Genomic DNA, 20,865 nt, shown 5'->3' with positions numbered 1-20,865 from the left:
TGATTATTTCGACTCCTTTTCTTTATATACTTCATACTGCTCTTTCAAGTTGGCAGGCATATCTTCATACATATTATCCATCAGCTGTGTGACAGTCTGCTTTTCAGTCGCGTCTGCTTCTTTGATAGCAGCCTTGACATCTTCTTTGGCCTGTTCCATCACTTCGTTTTCCTTCTCTTCGCTCCACAGACCTTTCTCTTCGAGGAACTTGCGGAAACGTACGAGCGGATCTTTTTTCTCCCAGTCTGAATCCTCATCGGAAGTCCTGTAGCGGGTAGGGTCGTCTCCGGCCATCGTATGCGGCCCATAGCGGTAGCATAGTGTTTCGATTACAGTCGGACCTTCACCCGCCACTGCACGGTCGCGTGCATCCTTGGTCACTTTGTAGACCGCAAGCGGGTCCATGCCGTCAACGAGTACGCCCGGCACACCTGATGCAACCGCTTTTTGGGCAAGCGTTTTTGCCGCGGTCTGCAGTTCACGCGGAGTGGAGATTGCATAGTTGTTGTTCTGGATCACGAAAATTGCCGGCGCAGCGTAGGCACTCGCAAAGTTGATGCCTTCATAGAAGTCACCCTGGGAGGTCCCGCCGTCACCTGTGTAAGTGATGGCCACCAGATCTTTGCCACGCTTTTTGATGCCGAGCGCAACACCTGCAGTCTGTACATACTGCGCACCGATGATGATCTGCGGACTGAGCGCATTCATGCCTTCAGGGAACTGGTTCCCCTTGAAGTGTCCCCTTGAGAACAGGAATGCCTGAGTCAGAGGAAAGCCCTGCCAGATAAGCTGTGGTACATCCCGGTACCCGGGCAGGATGTAATCTGATTTATCAAGAGCGAACTGGCTCGCCAGCTGGGAAGCTTCCTGGCCTGCAGTAGGTGCATAGAAACCAAGGCGTCCCTGACGGTTGAGCGAGATTGAGCGCTGGTCCAGGACACGCGTCCAAACCATGCGTTTCATCAATTCCACAAGCTCCTCATCTGATAAGTCGGGCATTTCCTGTTCGTTGACAATCTTGCCGTCCATATCGAGAATCTGGAACATTTCAAACTTACTTTCGATCTCTTGCAAAACTTTTACAGGATCGAATTTTTTCTTCGGTGCCATAAACTGTTCACCATACCTTTCAAATTTTCATTGATTAACCATATTCTATCATATGCTGTTACATTAGTAAAATGACCGCTACTATAACAGGCCCTTTAAAACGTTGATTTAACAGGATAAACTGTGATATAACAGAGAAATCTGTTGTATAATACAGCGCTTTCATTCATTACCCTTCAATCACATCCTGAATCTCTTTTTTCAGCTCGTTCACTTTCTCCGTCTCTTCACTGAATGCGGCCCCTGTATCTTCAACTTCCTGGTATTGCTCGTTCAATCCGTTCAGGCGTTCATCCACTTCATCCTGTGAAACGTCCTCCTCTCCGAGGTATTCAAAAATCTCCTTCTCATTTTCCAGGACAGACTTGTAGCTCTCAATCATATCGCCATGGGCCTGATATCTTGCCTCCATCGCTTCCACAAGCGATTCCGCTTTGTCCCTGTTGGTTTCATTGGAAATCTCCTCTATATATTGAGTGGACGTTTCCATACGACTTCTGCTGTCCCCCATTACGCCGGCTTCGGCATCCAGCTGATCGATGCGGGCTTCGGTGTTTTCCACGAGCTCTGAGCTGATTTCAGGCAGTTCCTCCCTCGATGCATCCTGAAGTGATTCCTGAAGTTCCCCTTTCTCACTCTCCAGGGAATTGAACTCCTCGGAAACCGTCTCAATCTCCTTTTCCACCTCAACCGTCTCTTGAAACGCATTATAGAAATCCAGAAGTTCGTCTTCGTCAGAAGAGCAACCGGCGATGAACAGAACCGTCAGCCCCAGACCCGCTATCATTTTTCGCATACTTCAACCTCCAAAGATTAATTGGATTGAATATTAATAATTTGTGAATATAACAATCCCTCGTATATTATAGTATAATAAATGAGGGTATTTATGAAACAGGAGGGTTAAGAATGCTCACAGCAAAAGATATCGTCCGCGACCCGGATCCGATTCTCAGGAAGAAAGTCGGGGAAATAGAAGAAATAGATGATGAGACTGTAAACCAGCTCAAAGAAATGAGGGATTACCTCGTAAACTCCCAAAATGAGGAGACTGCCGAAAAATACGGACTCAGGCCCGGAGTCGGCCTGGCCGCACCCCAGATCGGCCTGGACAAAAGGATGCTTGCCGTCTATATGGAAAATGAGGACGGCGTGGCTGAACACGACTATATGCTCATCAATCCGAAAGTAAAAAGCCATTCCGTGACAGAAACCTATCTCCCGGGCGGCGAAGGCTGCCTGAGTGTCGATGAAGATATCCCCGGTCTGGTGCACCGCTACCAGCGCATAAGGATCAAGGCGCTCGACACAGAGGGCAAGCCGGTTGAAATCAAGGCGAAAGGGCACCTCGCAGTCGTGCTCCAGCATGAACTCGACCACCTGGACGGCATCATGTTCTATGACAGGATCGATGAAGATATGCCGATGGAGCCCAAAATCGGCGCACGGCCGGTTGAATTCTGAAGCACCAGATGAAAAAGACGCGGCGGGTTCACATGAACTCGTCGCGTCTTTGTTTGAATGGTATACTCCGTTCATACAATTCTTTCTTGAGTGCTTCAAACGTCTCTTCATCAAGCAGTTCCGGATCATGGTTATGACGCTGCTTATGTACATCCCCATCATCCGCCGGATCTTCATAGATGAAGTTCATGACGACGACATCGGGGTGCACATTGAATTCGAGCCTCACCATGCTGCGGTCCTGCCTTTCCCGCTCCAGCAGGATTGTCTCGAGGATACGCTTTTCTTTCATATTCCATCCCTCCACTTTCTTCTATTATAAAGTCTTTGCATGTCATACGTCTATAATGTAAAATAAACTTAAGCTGAATGAGGGATGTGGTCTGTATGCTTAGACGTTTACGAAAAAAGCTGAAGCAGAAACTTAAACGCATTCTCGGTAGAAAAGGGTTGTTGAACAACGAATATATGAAGAAGGACGAATAGGTCCTCTGCCCTTGTGCTGTCCAGAGCAGCACACATTTTTTTATTGCGGGGATTACCCCTTCATTTTAAGAAAACTATACAGATATTATAAAGGAGTCAATAACAAATGGGAGTTTTTAAAGTATTTTTCCAGGAGTCACTGGATAACAGAATCATCCGCGAGGATACAATGACCCGCTACTTTGAAGCGGCGTCCGAAACAGAGGTCAGACAGTCGCTGAAGGACAGCGGCTACAACATTGAATTCGTACAGGAACTGAGTCCCGATCACCTGGCATACGAACGTGAGAACAACGCTGACTTCAATGTGGAGAATGTCTGATGAATCTTGAAAAAGGTGAAGTGGGTGTATTCGCCCTCGGGGGACTCGGGGAAATCGGCAAGAACACCTACTGCATTGAATATAAGGATGAAATTATCGTCATCGACGCCGGAATCAAGTTCCCGGATGATGAACAGCTCGGTATCGACTACGTCATTCCGGACTACACCTATCTGAAAGAGAACCAGGAGCGAATCAGCGCACTGATCATCACCCACGGCCACGAGGATCATATCGGCGGCATACCATTCCTTCTCAAGGAAATCAACGTACCGATATATTCCGGGCCGCTCGCACTGGGACTCATCCGCAATAAACTGGAGGAGCACCACCTCCTGAGAACTGCACAACTCAACCCAATAGAGGAAGATACGGTGCTCAAATTCAAACATATGTCTGTTGAATTCTACCTCACGACCCACTCCATACCGGAAGCATACGGTGTCGTGGTAAAGACACCGGAAGGCAATATCGTCCATACGGGCGACTTCAAGTTCGACTTCACACCGGTCGGTGCACCCGCCAACATCGCTAAGATGGCCCGCCTCGGTGAAGAGGGTGTCCTGTGCCTGCTCTCCGACTCCACAAACGCCACAGTACCAAACTTCACGATCAGTGAAAAAGCTGTCGGGCAGAATGTGGAAGACATTTTCAGGAAGTGTGCAGGCAGGATCATCTTTGCAACGTTTGCTTCAAACATCTACCGTGTGCAGCAGGCGATTGATGCTGCAGTAAAGTTCGACCGTAAGATCTGCATCTTCGGCCGCAGCATGGAAAACAATATCCGCATCGGCACAGAGCTCGGCTACATCAAGGCACCGCCGGAAACGTTCATTGAACCGAAAATGATCAATAAGATTGAAAAGCATAAGGTCATGATACTCTGTACCGGCTCCCAGGGCGAACCGATGGCGGCCCTGTCAAGGATCGCAAACGGTACCCACCGGCAGATCAGCATCATCCCAGATGACACCGTCGTCTTCAGCTCCTCCCCCATCCCGGGGAACACGCTGAGCGTAAACCGTACAATCAACGCTCTGTATAAAGCCGGCGCTGATGTCATTCACGGCAGACTGTCAAATATCCATACTTCGGGGCATGGTTCCCAGGAAGAGCAGAAACTCATGCTGAGACTGATCAAGCCGAAGTATTTCATGCCTATCCACGGTGAATACCGCATGCTCCATCTTCATAAGGAGCTTGCCGTCAACACCGGCATGGATCCAGAGAACATCTTCCTGATGGAAATCGGCGACGTGCTTGCACTGAAGAAAGACAGTGCAAGACATTTCGGCCGCATCCAGGCCGGTACGGTATTCGTGGACGGGATCGGCATCGGCGACATCGGAAACATCGTGCTCCGCGACAGGAAGGATCTTTCCGAGGAAGGACTCGCAATCGTAGTCGTCTCCATCGATTTCAAGACCGGCGAACTGCTCAGCGGACCGGACATCATCTCACGCGGTTTTGTGTATATGAGAGAATCCTACGGTCTGATCCGCAGTGCCGAAAAGAAAATCAAAGGCGATGTGATCAACCTTCTGAACACCAAGGAAAATGCACAGTGGTACCATGTGAAGCAGCTTATCATCGAAGAACTGAGCAATCATCTGTACAGGAAGACGCGCAGAAGACCGATGATCCTGCCAATGATCATGAGAGTCGACCAGGAAACAGGCGCAGTCAAAAAGTAAATGAACCAGAAAACCTCCCCCGTCACGAAGACGGGGGAGGTTTTTGCTGTCCATCATTCTCTATTGAGCAGTTTTTCAAACCTGTTCAGATCATTATCCTTGCCGATGACGATGAGTACGTCGGTATCCTTGATATTGACCGTCGGATCGGGGCTGACGATGATGTCAGCCCCCCGCTTGATGGCAATGACGCTCACACCATATTCAGCTCTGATGTCGAGGTCGAGCAGAGACTGTCCAGACAGCTTTTCAGTGGCGTATATCTCCACGATGGAATGCTCATCGGAAAGCTCGAGGTAATCGAGTACAGATGAAGAGACCAGACGGTGTGCGATGCGGCGGCCCATGTCCCTCTCGGGATGGACAACCACGTCGGCACCGATCTTATCGAGAACCCTTGCATGATAATCACTCTGTGCCTTCACGGTCACTTTTTTCACTCCGAGATCCTTGAGCAGCAGGGTCGTCAGTATACTCGACTGGATATTGTCCCCGATTGCGACGATGACATTGTCAAAATTACGGAGACCCAGGTTTTTGAGCACAGCTTCGTCAGTGGTGTTGCCGATCACAGTCTCAGTGGCAATATCCGCAAACTCATTCACACGTTCCTCATCGACATCTATGGCCAGGACATCCGTTTCCAGCTCTCTCAGTTCTTTGACAATACTGCCGCCGAAACGCCCCAGGCCGATTACTGCAAATTCTTTATTCATCGTTCATTTCCCCTTCATGACTTGTCAGATTGAATGACTCTAGTACTTGTTTTTATCTCTGCCCTGTACATAATCCTTATCGAACAGGAAAAGTCTGAGCAGAAGGCCGAGACTCGGTATGAGCATGAACAGGCCGAGTATGAACACCACCGTCAGCGACATGGCCATCGCATCGTTGACGACTGAAGTGTCTATTTCCACATAAGGGTACAGAATGTAGGGCATCTTGCTGATTCCGTAGCCGAAAAATGCAAAACCGTACTGCAGCATGATCATTATGAAAGCAAGCCCGTAGTTGATGCGCCTATAGATCATATACACGGCGATACCCATAAATACAAGGCTCAGACCGAACATGTACCAGACATTCTGGGCATTCATGAAATGCTCATAGTTATGGTCGCGGAGCCCGAGGAAGACGAACTGTGTGATGACAAGCATCGGCAGCGTCCAGATGAGGAACCAGCGCCGAGTCAGTTCCGTCGCCTCTTTGGCCCGCGCCCGGTTTGCATAGAATGTCAGGAACGCGCTTGAAACATAAAGCACAGTGATGATAGCCAGAAAGACGACCGACCAGGAATATGTGCTGAACAGCAGTTCCTCAAGATTGAGCTGGATGCCGTCCGCGTCTTCAATGATATAACCGCCTTCAGAGATGACGAGGGCAACCGACAGCGAAGCCGGGATGAGCAGACCCGTTACACCGTAGAGGAACGCCCATGACATTTTCTGTTCCCTGTTATAGGAATTGAAAGCGTAGTAGCTTCCCCGTATGGAAAGCAGTATCAGTGCGATGCTTGCCGGAATCAGTAGTGCTGTCCCGTAATAATACGCCGTATCCGGATAGAATCCGACAATCCCGACGAAGAAGAAGACGAAGAATACGTTCGTCACTTCCCATACCGGATTCAGGTAGCGTCCGATGATCGGGCTGATGATATTATCCGTCCCTGTCATCTTGCTGTAGAAGTTGAAGAATCCCGCACCGAAGTCGATTGACGCAATGATGATATAGCCGTACAGGAACGTCCAGAGTACTGTGACACCGATGATTTCATAGTTCATTACATCCCTCCTCCATAGCGCTCGCCGTAAAGGTCGAAGCGTTCCTGCTGGGCGCTTTTTCCCTTGAACATCCTGAGGAGCACATAGGTGCATGTAAAGCCGAGCACCGCGTAAAGGGCAGCGAATGCAATCAGCGTGATGCCGAGGCCGTCGGCGTTGGTGACGGCTTCCGAGACTCTCATATATCCGCGCAGGATCCATGGCTGGCGGCCCATCTCAGCAAGGAACCAGCCGGCCTCGATCGAAGCCATAGTCAGCGGCCCGGTCAGCACATAGGCGTAAAGCAGCGCCGGATGGTGTTCATTCAGTTTCGTGAACTTCGCTATGAAGTAAAGGGCTGATATGCCGAGTGCATACATGCCGAAGAACACCATGATGTCAAAGAAGTAGTGGATCACAAGCGGCGGGTGTTCATCCTCCGGTATATCGTTCAATCCGGTGACTTCAGTATCGAATGAGTTGCCTGCAAGGAAGCTCAGGAACCCGGGTATCCTGAGTTCATACTTAACTTCCTGGGTATCCTCGTCCAGCATACCGAAAAGGACGAGGTCCGCACTCTCCTCAGTTTCAAAATGCCACTCCATCGCAGCGAGTTTTTCCGGCTGATGCTCATGCAGGAATTTTGCTGAAAAATCCCCTGCCAGTGCAGTCAGTGCAGCCATGATAAGCCCGACGACCATCATCGCCTTGAGGCCTTTCTTATGGTATTCACGGTCTTCACCGAATTTGGAACGGAGCAGTTTGAATGCGCCGATTGCGGCAATGATGAAGATGGCCGTTGTATATGCAGTCACAACGACGTGGAACACCCTCACCCATGTCGACGGGTTGAACATCGCAGCCAGCGGGTCAATGTTGATCAGTTCGCCGTCCACCAGATCAAAACCCGCCGGTGTGTTCATGAATGAGTTCACCGTTGTGATGAACACCGCGGACAACGAAGAACCGATGACAATCGGGATGTTCAGGAGCCAGTGATGCCACGGATTTTTAAAACGGTCCCATGTATACAGGAAAATCCCGAGGAAAATCGCTTCGAAGAAGAAAGCGAATGTTTCCATAAACAGAGGCAGCGCAATGATCTGGCCGCCGAGCCTCATGAAATCAGGCCATATGAGTGACAGTTGCAGACCGATGATGGTGCCGGTCACAACCCCCACTGCGACAGTAACCGTATATCCTTTTGCGATACGGCGTGCCATGGTCAGGTAATCCGTATCCTTCTTCCTGATGCCGAGGAATTCAAGCACCATGAAGACGATTGGCATACCGACGCCTATAGTTGCAAATATGATGTGGAAGCCCAGTGTTGTCGCTGTCAGTACGCGCCCAAGTATAACATCATCCATCAAGATCACCTCTCTAATAACTTACCCCTAATTATAGACCGTAAGCCGGCCCATTGATAATAAGAACTATATGTTTTCCATGACAATTTTGTGAAATAATTATCAATTTTCACGGACAATAAATCTCATCCCTCATTCAGCAGCCTCAGGCGGCGTCTCCTTCACTTTCATGTGAAAAAAGACACCGATGAGTATCATGACCATCAGACTCGTGATTGCCATCCTGGAGGCGATGGTTCCGTAATCGGCGAGCAGCAGAATAATGGAACCGTAAATGAATGGTCCCATGATTGCACTCATCTTTGCACTGAAGGCGAACAGGCCGAAAAACTGCCCTTCCCTGCCCGGCGGCGCCAGTTCTATGATCATGGTCCGGCTGACCACCCAGGTTGACCCCATCGCGATTCCGAACAGGCACGCAGCGATCCAGAATGTCCACATCGGCAGCGGCACTGCTGCAATCAATATGGCCGCAGCAAGCAGAACAGAGATTGAAAGGAACGTCTTCTTGGATCCGATCTTCCGGTTGATGAAGCTGAAGACGATGGCACCGATGATGCTGAAGGCTGTTGCCACCATGAAGATCACGAGGAAAGCGCCGGGTTCAAAACCGACAACAGTCGTCGCATACGGCTGCATCATCGCAATCGCCGTCGCCAGCGCATCATTGACGAAAAAGTATGCAACCATGAAAAAGAATATCGAAGGGTACCGGCGCGCCTCACGAAAAGTATGATAGATATCCCTGTACCCCTTCAAAAACGGCTGTTTCGGCTCCGGGGCAATTTTGCGGTCTTTATTGACAAGGAATATTGGCAGCGCAAATATCAGGAACAGGATTCCCGACAGCCAGAACGTGTGGTACGTCGGTGAGTCACCGATGATCAGGATGACTGCGAAGATGCCGAACAGAGTCCCCAGATAGCCCAGTGCGACGCCGAATCCCGAAATGAGCGGAATCTCACGTTTGGTGCCGAGCCCAGACAGCATTCCATCATAGAATACATTGCCCGAGCTGAAGCAGAACTTGGCGAATACGAAAAGTATGATCGTCAGCACAAGCCCGTTCGGCAGACGGAACCATGTACCCGAGTCCATGCCGCCGAAAATTCCCATCATAATCGTCGCAGCCACACACATCAGAGTGAAAATCATGACATACTTCTTCCGCCTGCCCGTGCGGTCCATCGTCACACCGTAAAGAGGCGAGAATAAAATGAGCAGCACCGCAGATACTGCGTTGGCGTATGCAATAATGGTTGAAGCAATCTGTTCAAGACGCGGGTCCGTCCCCACCGTCTCAGTTATGTATTGAGGAAAAAACAGAGTCACGATGTTCGCACTGAAAATCGTATTCGCAAAATCAAACAGTGCCCATGCCAGGATCGGCAGAGTAAGATACAGCTGGATCGGACTGCGGGACTGATCTTTCAAACCGGCCACCTCACTTTTCTTTTAATTATATCAGATTGCGGTATTCGAGTATGCAGGCTGTTGTATAAGTAGATTCCGGACTGCCGTGGCGAACCGAAGCAAGACACTCCTCCTATCATAGATTGGACAAAGATGATATACCCTAGCACGCAAAGACTCCCGCACCATCGGTACGGGAGTCTTTCATTCAGTTATGCCCTGTTTGTATACTCTTCGACAAGCGCGAGCACTTCGTCTGTCTCTGCACACTCAACTGCAGACAGCGCAAGCTGCTCCATGTCTGTTTTCTTGAGGCCGGAAATCTGTTTGCGCGCTTTCAATATGGATGATGCGCTCATGGAGAATTCATCCAGGCCGAGTCCGAGCAGCAATGGAATTGCTTTTTCATCCCCAGCCATTTCGCCGCACATGCCTGCCCATTTTCCTTCTTTATGGGCTGCATTAACCACCATCTGGATCAGTCGCAGAAGTGCCGGATGATATGGCTGGTACAGGTAGCTGACTGCTTCGTTCATGCGGTCTGCCGCCATTGTATACTGGATGAGGTCATTTGTACCAATGGAGAAGAAGTCCACAACTTTCGCGAACTGGTCCGCAATGATTGCAGCAGAAGGTATCTCAATCATGATACCAACTTCGATATCTTCTTTTACAGCTGTACCTTCCGATACGAGTTTTTCTTTCTCTTCGATGAGGAGTGCTTTCGCACGGTTGAACTCATCGATTGTAGCGATCATCGGGAACATGATCTTCAGATTGCCGTGCGCACTTGCACGCAGCAGTGCCCGGAGCTGGGTTCTGAACAGTTCCTGATTATCCAGTGTCATGCGCACTGCACGGTAACCGAGGAACGGGTTCATTTCCTTGGGCAGGTCCAGGTAAGGAAGCTCTTTGTCCCCGCCTACGTCAAGCGTACGGACAACGACGGGATTTCCGTCCATGCCTTCCAGCACTTTTTTGTAGGCTTCATATTGTTCCTCTTCACTCGGGATTTCATTTCTGCCCATATACAGGAATTCGGTACGGTACAGTCCGATGCCTTCTCCACCGTTCGCAATGACACCTTCCAGGTCATCCGGTGTCCCGATGTTTGCTGCAAGCTCAACTTCGACGCCGTCCATTGTTTTGGATGGTTCATCGACCAGCTTCAGCAGCTCGGCTTTCTCTTCCTCTACTTTAGCCGCTTTCTCTTCGTAGGCCTTGATCTCCTTTTCAGACGGTTCCACGATGACGTCACCCGCACTGCCGTCAACGATGATCTGATCACCTACTTTGACAGCTTCAGTAACTTCCTTAGTCCCCACCACTGCAGGGATTTCAAGTGAACGTGACATAATTGCGGAATGGGAGGTTCGGCCGCCGATATTTGTGACAAAGCCTTTGACGAACTTCTTGTCGAGCTGGGCTGTATCTGAAGGTGTCAGATCTTCAGCCACGATGACAACCGGTTTGTCGATATTGCTCGGATCCGGCAGTTGTTTGCCGAGAATATGGGCAAGGACACGCTTGGACACGTCTTTTATGTCCGCCGCCCTTTCCTTCATGTATTCGTTATCCATGCCTTCGAAAATGGCCACAAACTGGTCACGTGTGTCAACAAGTGACTGCGCAGCGCTTTTATTTTCGCTGCGGATGCCATCTTCAATCGGTCCGAGAAATTCAGGATCGTCCAGAACGAGCAGGTGCGCATCAAAAATCGCCGCATGCTCAGGGCCGACCGCTTCCTCTGCATGATTTCTTATCTTGGTTACTTCAACCTTGGATTGGTTGAAAGCGCCTTTAAAACGCTCAACTTCCTGATCCGCCCGGGAGGCTTCAATGGAAGTCTCCTGAATCGTCAGGTCCGGTTCCTCAAGTGAATACGCCGCAGCGATCGCTACGCCATCACTTGCTCCAATCCCTTTGAGAATTTTAGACATTATTCAGTCAGTCCTTCTTTAGAAAGAGTTTCAGTGATTGCTTCAAGTGCCTCCGCTTCGTCTTTCCCTTCAGCATAGACAGTGACTTCAGAGTCTTTCCCGACGCCGAGTGACATTACACCCATGATGGACTTGAGGTTCACCTTTTTGGCATTGTATTCAAGCTGGATATCAGAATCGAATTTGGATGCTGTCTGTACCAGGATTGTTGCCGGCCTTGCGTGGATTCCCGTTTCGTCTGTGATCAAGTAAGATTTTTGTTCCATTATGCAGTCTCCTTTTGCTTGGCTATGATTTATTTAAAGTGAGTTCATGATTGTTAAACATGATTACATATATTCTATCACGTTTCATTCCGATATTGCCAATATACCACTAACATTGCATACATAAACTTTACAATTTCCGTCCCTGGCGGGACGTATTTTGACTCACACTCCATTTATATCATATCCGGTGACAAAAGGCACCCCCGAAGGGATGCCTTTCACAAATTAGACCAATGTCTGCTGCCTTAAAGCAGCGGTGCATTTTTGGATATGATCATTCCCGAGCTTCTTCATCATCATATAGCTGACGAATGCACCCACTGCCTGTCCGATGATGGGAACAAACCGGAAAGCCCGTCTGCTTGATCCTTTCACGACTCTTTTTATGAGGAACTTTGTCGTCTGACGTCCGACGAATTCACTTCCCATGCTCGTTGCCATCACGGCTGCCCGGTTCATCATATCATCCGGCATGCCGCTGACCTGTTTATGATCCAATTCGAATATTTCCTCTATCTCACCCGTTATGTCATTCATCAGTTTCATATCTGTGCCGATATCGAGAAACGGAATGGGCAGTGCTGCAGCAATTGAGGAAAAACGCGCTTTCCGCTTCACCAGTTCACGCGCCTCCCTTTCTTTTTCCGATATCTGGGCATCTGTCATCGGATACGCACTCATGAACAAAACTCCTTCGCCTGTAAATTTTCGTTACATGCGTATATATACCCATTTTCATATTAATGTTAAACCTGACGGTTTCAGTCCACTCTCATCGTTACAACTTTCAGGTATTTCCCCTTTTTGTAACCTTTGACCGTCACAAAATCTTTCGGCAGGCCCTTTGCATCCTTGATCGTGTATGAACGTCCCGCTTTCTCCAGCGTGGTGCCGATCTGCTTTTTGAACTGGTTCAATGTGCCTGTCTCTAGGTTCTGGCTGAGAATCAGCGTGCCGCCCCAATCAAGCACTTTGAGTGCTTCGATGATAAGTTTTGGATAATCGCGGTCCACCTTGAACACTTTCTTCTTGTATCTCGAGAAACTCGGCGGATCGATCAGGATCGTATCATAGCTGTGGTTGTTCCTTGCTGCATACTTCAGGAATTCAAAAGTCTCCATTATATATATCCTATGCGCATCCAGCGGCAGATTATTGGTGTTGAAATTATCTGTGACGAGTTCCTTCGTCCGGTTGGCAAGGTCGACGCTCGTCGTCGCCATGCCGCCAAGCGCGGCAGAGATTGAAAATGTCCCGCTGTAGGCGAAAAGATTGAGGAAAGTCCGACCCCCTGTCTGGTTTTTCATGAGTGATCGGCGCGTCTCCCGCTGGTCCAGAAACAGCCTTGTCATCGGCCCATCCTCGAGATGGACAAAAAAGCGCTGTCCGGATTCGAGCACGGTAATCGGAAATTCCACATTGCCGCTCACCCGCCGGTTTTCTATCTGCATGCGCCCATCCGCACTGAACCGGGTCTGTTCTGTAATGGAATCCGGTTTTAATCTTACCATCAGTTCCTTTATGATGAGGTCGCGGATCTTATAGATGCCACGGCTGTAGAAAGTCACGAGCAGATGGTTGTCGTAATAATCGACTGTGAGACCGCCCAGGCCATCGCCGATTTCATTGAACAGGCGGAAAGCATTCGTATCCTCCTGGTTGAACAGAGGGCCTCTCGCACCGATCGCCGCTTCAATCTTTGCTGCTATGAAATCACGGTCAATGGCTTCCTCCCTGTCCGACAGTATCCAGCCGGCCGTCTTCTGCTCGAAACTGATCATGGCGATGCCGATGAGCCTGCCGAAGTGATCGGTCACCCTGACTATTTCCCCGTCCTTTAAAAATGTATCATCGCTCAGGTCATCACGTTCGATGTTGAGCTGTCCGTTGGCATATGCTTTCTCCATTCCACGCTTCAGCTGGACTGTATTCATCTGAAAGTCTCCTTTTCTATCATGAACCTGTGGAACAGGCTGGCTGCCAGTCCGCTGGTACGTTCATCTATATCAAGCCGTGGTGCCACTTCGCTGATGTCGAAACTCACGATGTTCGGAAGTTTCGCAAGGTTCCCGACCAACTCGTGCACTTCCGACGCTGTAAAGCCGTTCGGTGATGGCGCGCTCGTCCCGGGAGCCACTCCCTGCTGCACGGAATCCATGCACAGAGTTGCAAATACAGCGTCATATTCCCCAAGTGATTCAAGCGACTCTTCAAATATCCCGGTATTTCTCATTTCTTCGATCAGTGCATATTTGACACCGAATGCATCTGCAGCGTCGAATAAAGTTTTTGTATTCGCTCCGGACTGGATGCCAAACACGAAATAGTCGATGTTTTCATCCCCGGTCAGTATCTGATGGAACATAGTGCCTGAAGACGGGGCTTCATCCCGCATATCGAAATGTGCATCCAGATTCACGACGGCGACCCTGGCATCCGGATAATGTCTGCGCACGCCAAGATAATGGCCATACAGAGTCTCATGCCCACCGCCCACGATCATCGGAAACTGGCCGTTGGCGAAGACTTCGGCCACGCATTGACCGAGCGCCTCCTGTGATGCTTCCAGATCCTGTTCGGCGCTGATGCTGCCGTAGTCGAAGACGGTATCTGTATAGGGGAGGGAAGCCATCTTCTCCCTGACTTTATATGGACCCCCCTTCGCACCGGGTCGTCCCTTGTTGCGGCGCACCCCTTCCTCGGAACAAAAGCCGATGAAGACCGGTCTGCCGCTCCCGGTGCCTTCCGCCCATTGTTTTACCACCTGGTGGAACCGCTCCGGTTTGTTTTCATCATCAACGCGGCCGCTGTATTCATGATGCTTTAATCCTTTCATTATCATTACCCCTTTCAAAGTCTTTGAATATGCTGATAAGCACAAGCGGTGTCGACACCATTACGAGCAGGATGTTGAACGGCAGGATGAAAAGTGAAAGTTCGACATCATTGAACAGTGTGATGAAGAGGCTCGTTGTGAGCTTCAGCCACAGGAGTACGATGATGATCATCTGCCTGTGATAGAATTTGTTCTGTGTCATATTGAAAAATGTAAAGAACAGATAGGCGGCAGCGAGCGCAAGTGCCAGGAACAGGTTCACCCATTCGTAGATGTATTTCATCTGCGAAATCCTGAAATATCCTTCTGTGAATACGCCGTGGCGGTTGTTGAACTCTATCAGTATGAAGAACAGGACGATTGTGCCCAAAAGGAGTTCGACATAGTTTGCCTTCAGCCATGACGGAAAGTCGACTTCAAGGAATTTTTTCGTCCGCTCGAGCAGCCTGTTCCGGAAATCATAAAGCTTTTCTGAGAATCCGAGGAACTGGTTCGGGTCGAGCTTCTGGCGCCTGCTCTTCCGCGACAGTGCAGCATCCTCCTCTTTCCTCGGTTTTTTGAGCAGGTTTTTGGACTTGGACAGGAACACCCCGACACCGAGAGAGAGCAGCGACAGCACCCAGATAAGTGTAAAGAAAGTGTTTATAGACAGTACGTCCGTAGGGGTCGTCGCCCTCTCAATATTGGAGTACACAGCGTTCTGCGTAAAGAAATAGGCGATTCCGTACACTGCAAGAATGATCATATAGTGCTCTTTCCGGTGTGCGGGGTCCAGGTATTCATTGAATATGTTATAAAGCATATGGACGATGAACGCCAGCAGATACAGCAGTGAGAACCATCCGTATACCTGGTGCATCAGGACGGTTGTTATGATGAACAGGAAGAATGACAGGCCGATGAAGAAAAACGACAGGCCTGTATCATACTCTGTCGTCTGTCTGATCGTCTGTGCAACCTTCAGCATGAAACCGCCAAAAACTATGATGAGTATACCGGCGATGATTGGAAATTCACCGATCAGCATGCTCAGGACAGTGGTCCCTTCCAGGAAGAATGCATTTATCAGATCGAAGACCGTCCTGATTTCCGACTCATCCACTTCCGCTGTTCCGATGCGGATATGCCCTGTATTGAATAGTACGAATATGCCAAGCAGCACAAAGAATACACCGAGCAGTATACTGGTATAGACTTCGCTCTGCTGTTTGATCTTTTTCATTCAGTTTCACCTCAATCCACTCCCATTATAGAGGAATATCCTTCACAATGCATTGAATCATAGTACCGGGGACACATAAACTTTCACACCGGCGGTAAAACATGTTTATCATACATGACACTTGGGTATCTAATAGTAATACAGATAAGAAATAACATTATATGATATCCATGCCTGATTGGGAGTGATTACCAAATGAGCTTCAAAGATGAGAAAGATAAAAAAGAAGAACTGGTAGATGCCGCCGAAAAGGCGCGTGAGAAAGAGAATCCTGCGGATGAAGTGGAAAATGACGAAGACCGCAAAGTGCCGAAGGGCAAAGACCTCGAAAGCGACGAGGAAGGCACCGACAGGACTGAAAAGGAAATCCAGGATTCATTTGAATAGGCTGAATGAAAAAACCATAAAGCAGTACCAGGTATCCGCGGACTCTGATTTGTAAGTTACAGTTTACTGAACAGGGACGTTGTAATTCGCACTGGAAGTCCGCATATGTTTCAATTGCTGGAAAACAGTTTGAAGAGGCCCAGGATACCTGTGGAATAAGCAATACCCCGGACGCATCTCATCCGGGGTATTGCAGTGTGCCTATATTGTTCCGGTTCATCATAAAGCCCTGTGGGCAATGTCTTTTCTGAAGAACAGATCGCCCTCGTCAAACTTCACCTGCCCGACATTGTCGTATGCCGCCTTCACTGCCTGGTCCACTGTTTCGCCATAGCCGGTGACGAGCAGCACCCGACCGCCGGATGTCATATACAGACCATCCATATCCTGGCGCAACCCGCTGATATAGCAGTCATCACGGACGGCATCGAACTCTACATACTTATCTTTTTGATAGGCTTTCGGATACCCATGACTTGCGAGCATGACACCGACCATGCATCCGGGTTTGAAGCGGAGCTCGAAAGGCTCTTTACGGTGGACTTTCTCCAGTACCTCTCCGAGATCATCCTCCATCAACGAAAGTAGGATCTGGGCCTCCGGGTCCCCGAAGCGTGCATTGAATTCTATCACTTTGACACCTTCTGAAGTCACCATGGCACCGAGATAGAGGATGCCGAAATACTCAAGCCCCTCTTCCACCATGCCTTTGGCAACGGGCTTGACGATTTTCTCGATCGCTTCAGTACGGTGGGATTCATCGATATGGCTGACGGGTGCATAGGCACCCATGCCGCCAGTATTGGGACCGGTATCCCCGTCGAATGCGCGCTTATGGTCCTGTGCAATCATCTCGAACGAATGGGTATATTCACCATTGACGAGAACCATGAGTGAGAACTCTTCCCCTTCCAGGAATTCCTCGATCACAACCGGACTGCCGTCATCCATCAGTTCATCCAGGCCGGCCAGCGCTTCGTCCATATCCATCGCAACCACTACGCCCTTGCCCGCCGCAAGCCCGTCTTTTTTCAGGACTATCGGGGCCCCCTCGCTTTCGATATGGGAACGGGCCGCATCATAATCATCAAAGCGTGCAAACTTCGCCGTCGGTATATCGTATTTCTCCATCAATTCTTTAGTGAAGGCTTTGGAGGACTCCATCTGCGCCTCTTTCTTTCTCGGGCCAAATACTCTGATGTCGTGTTCGTCCTCGAGGTAATCCACGATTCCTGCAGTCAGCGGCGCTTCCGGTCCGACAACCACCCACTCGACTTCATTCTCAAGACAGACGCCGGCAATGGCTTCGAAATCATTTTCCGTAACACCGTGGATCACCTCGGCAACATCTGACATTCCGGCATTGCCCGGTATCGCAAATATCCGGTCTACTTTACTGGATTCTGCAAATTTTCTCACCAGAGCGTGTTCGCGGCCTCCGCCGCCGATCACCGCTACATTCATAAGTCTGCTCCTTTCAGTGTAAGAGGGACTCCCATGTCCGCTCGGGACCATCTGTTATATATGCATATTAATGTTTGAAGTGGCGCATGCCTGTTACGACCATCGCCATGTCATGAGCGTCACAGTAGTCGATGGATTCCTGATCCCGCTTGGAACCACCAGGCTGGATGATGGACTTTATGCCGTGTTCATGCGCAAGCTCGACGGTATCCGGCATCGGGAAGAATCCGTCGCTTGCCATGACAACATTATCTCCGAGCTCAAGCGCCCGGTCGATTGCGATTTTCAGAGCACCGACGCGGTTCATCTGTCCCGCTCCGATCCCCACTGTCTGCCGGTCGTTCGCAAGGACGATGGCGTTACTTTTGACGTGTTTGGCCACTTCCCAGGCAAGGGCCATGGCTTTCATCTGGTCCCTGGTCGGGCTGGCTTCTGTAACAACTTTGATGTCATCTTCCCTGAGCGAGCCGGTATCCTCAGACTGCACAAGGTAACCCCCGGATACACTGACGAACTCCTCCGCATGCTCATCTTCATGGAAGTCCACTTCGAGCAGGCGGACATTCTTCTTCTGTGTCAGCACTTCTAACGCCGCTTCATCGAAGCCGGGAGCGATGATCACTTCGAGGAAGATGCTGTGGAGCTGCTCGGCAGTCTCTTTGTCGATTGTCTTGTTCAGCGCAACAATGCCGCCGAATATGGACTGGGAGTCTGCCTCATGCGCATTTTTGAACGCCTCTGCAATCGTCTCCCCTGTACCCACACCGCACGGGTTCATATGCTTTACTGCCACTGCTGCAGGCATGTCGAATTTTTTTGCCAGCGCGAAGGCCGCATCCGCATCCCGCAGATTGTTGTAGGAAAGCGCCTTGCCGTGAAGCACATCCGCATTCAGTATGGTATTGTGCTTAGCGGATGTGCGGACGAGACGGGCGGTCTGATGCGGATTCTCCCCATAGCGCAGCACCTCCTCCGCCTGGCTGAAATGATTCACGATCGCCTGGTCGTAATCATTCGTGTGGCTGAACACTTTGATCATCAGACCCCGCCGGTATGTAATATCCAGCGTGTCCTCCTCTATCTTCTGGATCACTTCCCCGTAATCCTCGGGATCCACGACTGTCGTCACATGCCTGAAATTCTTCGCTGCGGCGCGCAGCATCGTCGGGCCGCCGATATCGATGTTCTCGACCGCTTCATTTTCTGAGATCCCTTCCTTCCTGACGGTCTCCTTGAAAGGATAGAGATTGACGGCCACAAGGTCGATCGTTTCAATGCCATTCTTCTTCAGTTCCTCCATGTGCTCCGGATTGTCCCGGTCGGCAAGTATGCCGCCGTGGACTGCCGGATGGAGCGTCTTGACACGGCCGTCCATGATCTCTTCAAAATCTGTCAGGGCGTCTACGCCTTCGACTGCCACACCGAAGGATTCAATTGCCTTTTTTGTCCCTCCGGTCGAATAGATTTCATAGTCATTCCGGGCAAGACCGCGGACGAAAGCTTCCAGACCGCTTTTATCAGAAACGCTGATCAATGCTTTTTTCATCATTCGACACCTTCAATCACTTTTTTTAACGCTTTTGGATAAAGTTCATATTCGAGACTGTGGATTTTTTCCTCCAACAGTTCAAGTGTATCATTTTCAGAGATTTCAATCGCCTCCTGGGCAATGATTTCGCCTGTGTCTATACCTGAATCCACGAAATGGACCGTCACACCGGTCACCTTCACCCCATAATCATATGCATCGGCTATCCCGTTTCTACCCTTGAATGAAGGGAGCAGGGACGGATGAAGGTTGATGATCCGGTGCTCGTACGCCTCTATGAAATGGCGCGAGAGTATGCGCATATAGCCTGCAAGCAGCACATACTCCACTTCAAATTCATGCAGTGCTTCGAGTATCGCATGCTCATGGGCCGCCCCCGACTCAAAATCTTCCCGCTGGAATACGCGCACTGGCACCCCAAGCCTGCCGGCGCGCCTGATTGCATGGGCTTCCCCGTGATCAGTGACCATGACTTCAATATCCATGCCGATGCCGCCTGAATGCCTGACAAGATTCTCGAAATTCGAACCGCCGCCGGAGGCGAGTACCGCCGCTTTAACGACCATGGATCCTGACTCCGCTTTCCCCGGTTACAGTACCGATGATCTGTGGGGATTCACCCGCCGACTCAAGTGCACGGAGTGCCTCGTCCGCATCCTTTTCATCAACTGCAACTATGAAGCCAATCCCCATATTGAAAACATTGTATGCTTCTCGGGAGTCGATTCCGCCGAGTTCGAGCAGCCATGAGATGATGCGGGGCACTTCAATGCCGCTCACATCAACATCAGCACCGAGATGCCCGGGCAGCGCACGTGGAATGTTTTCGATGAATCCCCCGCCGGTAATATGGCTCATCGCTTTGACTTCGACTTTTGCCATGAGCGCCTGCACACTTTTTACATAGATGCGCGTCGGTTCAAGCAGCTGATCGATGATGGATCTGCCGTCAAGGTCCTTGTTTACATCAATATCATTGTCGGCAATGAGTTTCCTCACCAGACTGTAGCCGTTGGAATGGATGCCGCTTGAAGTCAGTCCAATGATCCTGTCACCCGGCTTCACGCCGGAGCCGTCGATATACTCATCCTTCTCCACTGCGCCGGCGGCGAAGCCGGCGATATCGTATTCACCGCTGCCGTACATCTCTCCCATTTCGGCAGTCTCCCCGCCGATCAGTGCACAGCCGGCCTGCACGCAGCCTTCCGATACACCATCCACGATGTCAGCAACCATTTCCGGAACCACTTTATTGACAGCGATGTAATCGAGGAAATAAAGCGGCTCGGCGCCGGTTGTCAGTATATCGTTTACACACATCGCCACCGCATCGATGCCGATGGTATTGTGACGGCCGTGATCGATTGCAAGCTTGAGTTTCGTGCCGACACCGTCCGTACCCGATACGAGCACCGGCGACTTCATATTGAGCGCGGACAGGTCGAATGCCGCACCGAAGCCGCCCAGGCCCCCGATGACTTCACTGCGCATCGTGCGCCGGACATGGGTCTTCATTCTTTCAACCGCTTCATAGCCGGCTTCGATGTCGACACCGGCCTTCTTGTATTGTTCTGACATG

General features: G+C 50.1%; 21 protein-coding genes. 4 read left to right on the top strand and 17 right to left on the bottom strand.

Features of this window, described 5'->3' with window-relative positions; genetic code table 11:
- Positions 1-3: 3 nt before the first annotated feature.
- On the bottom strand, positions 4-1,110 hold the full coding sequence (gene pdhA, locus C792_RS0105245) for a pyruvate dehydrogenase (acetyl-transferring) E1 component subunit alpha (protein WP_017548400.1): 1,107 nt from the start codon (positions 1,108-1,110) through the stop codon (positions 4-6).
- Positions 1,111-1,279: 169 nt separating this feature from the next.
- Complete coding sequence (locus tag C792_RS0105240) at positions 1,280-1,906, bottom strand: YkyA family protein (protein WP_017548399.1); 627 nt, start codon at positions 1,904-1,906, stop codon at positions 1,280-1,282.
- Between the two features lie 113 nt (positions 1,907-2,019).
- On the opposite strand from C792_RS0105240, the gene def reads away from it, so the two are divergent.
- A complete protein-coding gene (def, locus tag C792_RS0105235; protein WP_017548398.1) occupies positions 2,020-2,574 on the top strand; it encodes a peptide deformylase in 555 nt (184 codons plus the stop codon).
- Positions 2,575-2,602: 28 nt separating this feature from the next.
- Here the strand turns inward: def and C792_RS0105230 are convergent, their stop codons facing one another.
- Positions 2,603-2,866, bottom strand: coding sequence for a hypothetical protein (locus tag C792_RS0105230; protein WP_017548397.1), 264 nt, complete (start codon positions 2,864-2,866; stop codon positions 2,603-2,605).
- Positions 2,867-3,166: 300 nt separating this feature from the next.
- Between C792_RS0105230 and C792_RS0105220 the strand changes: the two genes are divergently transcribed.
- Together C792_RS0105220 and rnjA are read left to right on the top strand one after the other, a co-directional pair.
- Complete coding sequence (locus C792_RS0105220) at positions 3,167-3,382, top strand: DNA-dependent RNA polymerase subunit epsilon (RefSeq protein ID WP_017548395.1); 216 nt, start codon at positions 3,167-3,169, stop codon at positions 3,380-3,382.
- Positions 3,382-5,076: a ribonuclease J1 gene (gene rnjA / locus C792_RS0105215; protein WP_017548394.1), complete on the top strand. Its 1,695-nt coding sequence runs from the start codon at positions 3,382-3,384 to the stop codon at positions 5,074-5,076. Before C792_RS0105220 ends, rnjA begins: the two co-directional genes overlap by 1 nt.
- Positions 5,077-5,129: 53 nt before the next feature.
- Here the strand turns inward: rnjA and C792_RS0105210 are convergent, their stop codons facing one another.
- The 10 genes from C792_RS0105210 to auxA form a co-directional block, all read right to left on the bottom strand.
- A complete protein-coding gene (locus C792_RS0105210) occupies positions 5,130-5,792 on the bottom strand; it encodes a potassium channel family protein (RefSeq protein ID WP_017548393.1) in 663 nt (220 codons plus the stop codon).
- Between the two features lie 39 nt (positions 5,793-5,831).
- The gene (locus C792_RS0105205; protein WP_017548392.1) at positions 5,832-6,857 is read right to left on the bottom strand and encodes a cytochrome d ubiquinol oxidase subunit II; all 1,026 of its coding nucleotides are present in this window, start codon (positions 6,855-6,857) and stop codon (positions 5,832-5,834) included.
- Complete coding sequence (locus C792_RS0105200) at positions 6,857-8,206, bottom strand: cytochrome ubiquinol oxidase subunit I (RefSeq protein WP_017548391.1); 1,350 nt, start codon at positions 8,204-8,206, stop codon at positions 6,857-6,859. Before C792_RS0105200 ends, C792_RS0105205 begins: the two co-directional genes overlap by 1 nt.
- A 132-nt stretch (positions 8,207-8,338) precedes the next feature.
- Complete coding sequence (locus C792_RS0105195) at positions 8,339-9,640, bottom strand: MFS transporter (protein ID WP_017548390.1); 1,302 nt, start codon at positions 9,638-9,640, stop codon at positions 8,339-8,341.
- Positions 9,641-9,831: 191 nt separating this feature from the next.
- Positions 9,832-11,559, bottom strand: coding sequence for a phosphoenolpyruvate--protein phosphotransferase (gene ptsP, locus C792_RS0105190; RefSeq protein ID WP_017548389.1), 1,728 nt, complete (start codon positions 11,557-11,559; stop codon positions 9,832-9,834).
- Positions 11,559-11,825: a phosphocarrier protein HPr gene (locus tag C792_RS0105185; RefSeq protein WP_017548388.1), complete on the bottom strand. Its 267-nt coding sequence runs from the start codon at positions 11,823-11,825 to the stop codon at positions 11,559-11,561. The genes ptsP and C792_RS0105185 overlap by 1 nt, the downstream gene beginning before the upstream one ends.
- A 228-nt stretch (positions 11,826-12,053) precedes the next feature.
- Entirely contained in the window at positions 12,054-12,509 is a 456-nt protein-coding gene (locus tag C792_RS0105180) for a hypothetical protein (RefSeq protein ID WP_017548387.1), read from the bottom strand.
- Positions 12,510-12,589: 80 nt separating this feature from the next.
- On the bottom strand, positions 12,590-13,762 hold the full coding sequence (locus tag C792_RS0105175; RefSeq protein WP_017548386.1) for a class I SAM-dependent rRNA methyltransferase: 1,173 nt from the start codon (positions 13,760-13,762) through the stop codon (positions 12,590-12,592).
- A complete protein-coding gene (locus C792_RS0105170; protein ID WP_017548385.1) occupies positions 13,759-14,664 on the bottom strand; it encodes a formimidoylglutamase in 906 nt (301 codons plus the stop codon). The genes C792_RS0105175 and C792_RS0105170 overlap by 4 nt, the downstream gene beginning before the upstream one ends.
- Positions 14,642-15,886, bottom strand: coding sequence for a lipoteichoic acid stability factor AuxA (gene auxA / locus C792_RS0105165; protein WP_017548384.1), 1,245 nt, complete (start codon positions 15,884-15,886; stop codon positions 14,642-14,644). Before auxA ends, C792_RS0105170 begins: the two co-directional genes overlap by 23 nt.
- A 195-nt stretch (positions 15,887-16,081) precedes the next feature.
- On the opposite strand from auxA, the gene C792_RS0105160 reads away from it, so the two are divergent.
- Positions 16,082-16,273, top strand: a complete 192-nt coding sequence (locus C792_RS0105160) for a hypothetical protein (protein WP_017548383.1) — start codon at positions 16,082-16,084, stop codon at positions 16,271-16,273.
- Positions 16,274-16,492: 219 nt separating this feature from the next.
- Here the strand turns inward: C792_RS0105160 and purD are convergent, their stop codons facing one another.
- From purD to purM, 4 genes are all read right to left on the bottom strand, one after another.
- On the bottom strand, positions 16,493-17,737 hold the full coding sequence (purD, locus tag C792_RS0105155) for a phosphoribosylamine--glycine ligase (protein ID WP_017548382.1): 1,245 nt from the start codon (positions 17,735-17,737) through the stop codon (positions 16,493-16,495).
- Between the two features lie 67 nt (positions 17,738-17,804).
- Complete coding sequence (gene purH / locus C792_RS0105150; protein ID WP_017548381.1) at positions 17,805-19,283, bottom strand: bifunctional phosphoribosylaminoimidazolecarboxamide formyltransferase/IMP cyclohydrolase; 1,479 nt, start codon at positions 19,281-19,283, stop codon at positions 17,805-17,807.
- Complete coding sequence (gene purN, locus C792_RS0105145) at positions 19,283-19,852, bottom strand: phosphoribosylglycinamide formyltransferase (protein ID WP_017548380.1); 570 nt, start codon at positions 19,850-19,852, stop codon at positions 19,283-19,285. Before purN ends, purH begins: the two co-directional genes overlap by 1 nt.
- Positions 19,842-20,864 carry a phosphoribosylformylglycinamidine cyclo-ligase gene (purM, locus tag C792_RS0105140; RefSeq protein WP_017548379.1) on the bottom strand — a complete coding sequence of 341 codons (1,023 nt, stop codon included), beginning with the start codon at positions 20,862-20,864 and terminating at the stop codon, positions 19,842-19,844. Before purM ends, purN begins: the two co-directional genes overlap by 11 nt.
- Position 20,865: the final 1 nt, after the last annotated feature.

It is taken from the genome of Salinicoccus carnicancri Crm (genome assembly GCF_000330705.1).
GTDB lineage: Bacteria > Bacillota > Bacilli > Staphylococcales > Salinicoccaceae > Salinicoccus > Salinicoccus carnicancri.
This window is presented reverse-complemented; position numbering and strand designations above follow the sequence as displayed.

Bases quoted from the DNA above. Each gene is read 5' to 3' on its own strand.
- pdhA (WP_017548400.1), bottom strand. From the start codon at position 1,110: ATGGCACCGAAGAAAAAATTCGATCCTGTAAAAGTTTTGCAAGAGATC.
- C792_RS0105240 (WP_017548399.1), bottom strand. From the start codon at position 1,906: ATGCGAAAAATGATAGCGGGTCTGGGGCTGACGGTTCTGTTCATCGCC.
- def (WP_017548398.1), top strand. From the start codon at position 2,020: ATGCTCACAGCAAAAGATATCGTCCGCGACCCGGATCCGATTCTCAGG.
- C792_RS0105230 (WP_017548397.1), bottom strand. From the start codon at position 2,866: ATGAAAGAAAAGCGTATCCTCGAGACAATCCTGCTGGAGCGGGAAAGG.
- C792_RS0105220 (WP_017548395.1), top strand. From the start codon at position 3,167: ATGGGAGTTTTTAAAGTATTTTTCCAGGAGTCACTGGATAACAGAATC.
- rnjA (WP_017548394.1), top strand. From the start codon at position 3,382: ATGAATCTTGAAAAAGGTGAAGTGGGTGTATTCGCCCTCGGGGGACTC.
- C792_RS0105210 (WP_017548393.1), bottom strand. From the start codon at position 5,792: ATGAATAAAGAATTTGCAGTAATCGGCCTGGGGCGTTTCGGCGGCAGT.
- C792_RS0105205 (WP_017548392.1), bottom strand. From the start codon at position 6,857: ATGAACTATGAAATCATCGGTGTCACAGTACTCTGGACGTTCCTGTAC.
- C792_RS0105200 (WP_017548391.1), bottom strand. From the start codon at position 8,206: ATGGATGATGTTATACTTGGGCGCGTACTGACAGCGACAACACTGGGC.
- ptsP (WP_017548389.1), bottom strand. From the start codon at position 11,559: ATGTCTAAAATTCTCAAAGGGATTGGAGCAAGTGATGGCGTAGCGATC.
- C792_RS0105185 (WP_017548388.1), bottom strand. From the start codon at position 11,825: ATGGAACAAAAATCTTACTTGATCACAGACGAAACGGGAATCCACGCA.
- C792_RS0105180 (WP_017548387.1), bottom strand. From the start codon at position 12,509: ATGAGTGCGTATCCGATGACAGATGCCCAGATATCGGAAAAAGAAAGG.
- C792_RS0105175 (WP_017548386.1), bottom strand. From the start codon at position 13,762: ATGAATACAGTCCAGCTGAAGCGTGGAATGGAGAAAGCATATGCCAAC.
- C792_RS0105170 (WP_017548385.1), bottom strand. From the start codon at position 14,664: ATGAAAGGATTAAAGCATCATGAATACAGCGGCCGCGTTGATGATGAA.
- auxA (WP_017548384.1), bottom strand. From the start codon at position 15,886: ATGAAAAAGATCAAACAGCAGAGCGAAGTCTATACCAGTATACTGCTC.
- C792_RS0105160 (WP_017548383.1), top strand. From the start codon at position 16,082: ATGAGCTTCAAAGATGAGAAAGATAAAAAAGAAGAACTGGTAGATGCC.
- purD (WP_017548382.1), bottom strand. From the start codon at position 17,737: ATGAATGTAGCGGTGATCGGCGGCGGAGGCCGCGAACACGCTCTGGTG.
- purH (WP_017548381.1), bottom strand. From the start codon at position 19,283: ATGAAAAAAGCATTGATCAGCGTTTCTGATAAAAGCGGTCTGGAAGCT.
- purN (WP_017548380.1), bottom strand. From the start codon at position 19,852: ATGGTCGTTAAAGCGGCGGTACTCGCCTCCGGCGGCGGTTCGAATTTC.
- purM (WP_017548379.1), bottom strand. From the start codon at position 20,864: ATGTCAGAACAATACAAGAAGGCCGGTGTCGACATCGAAGCCGGCTAT.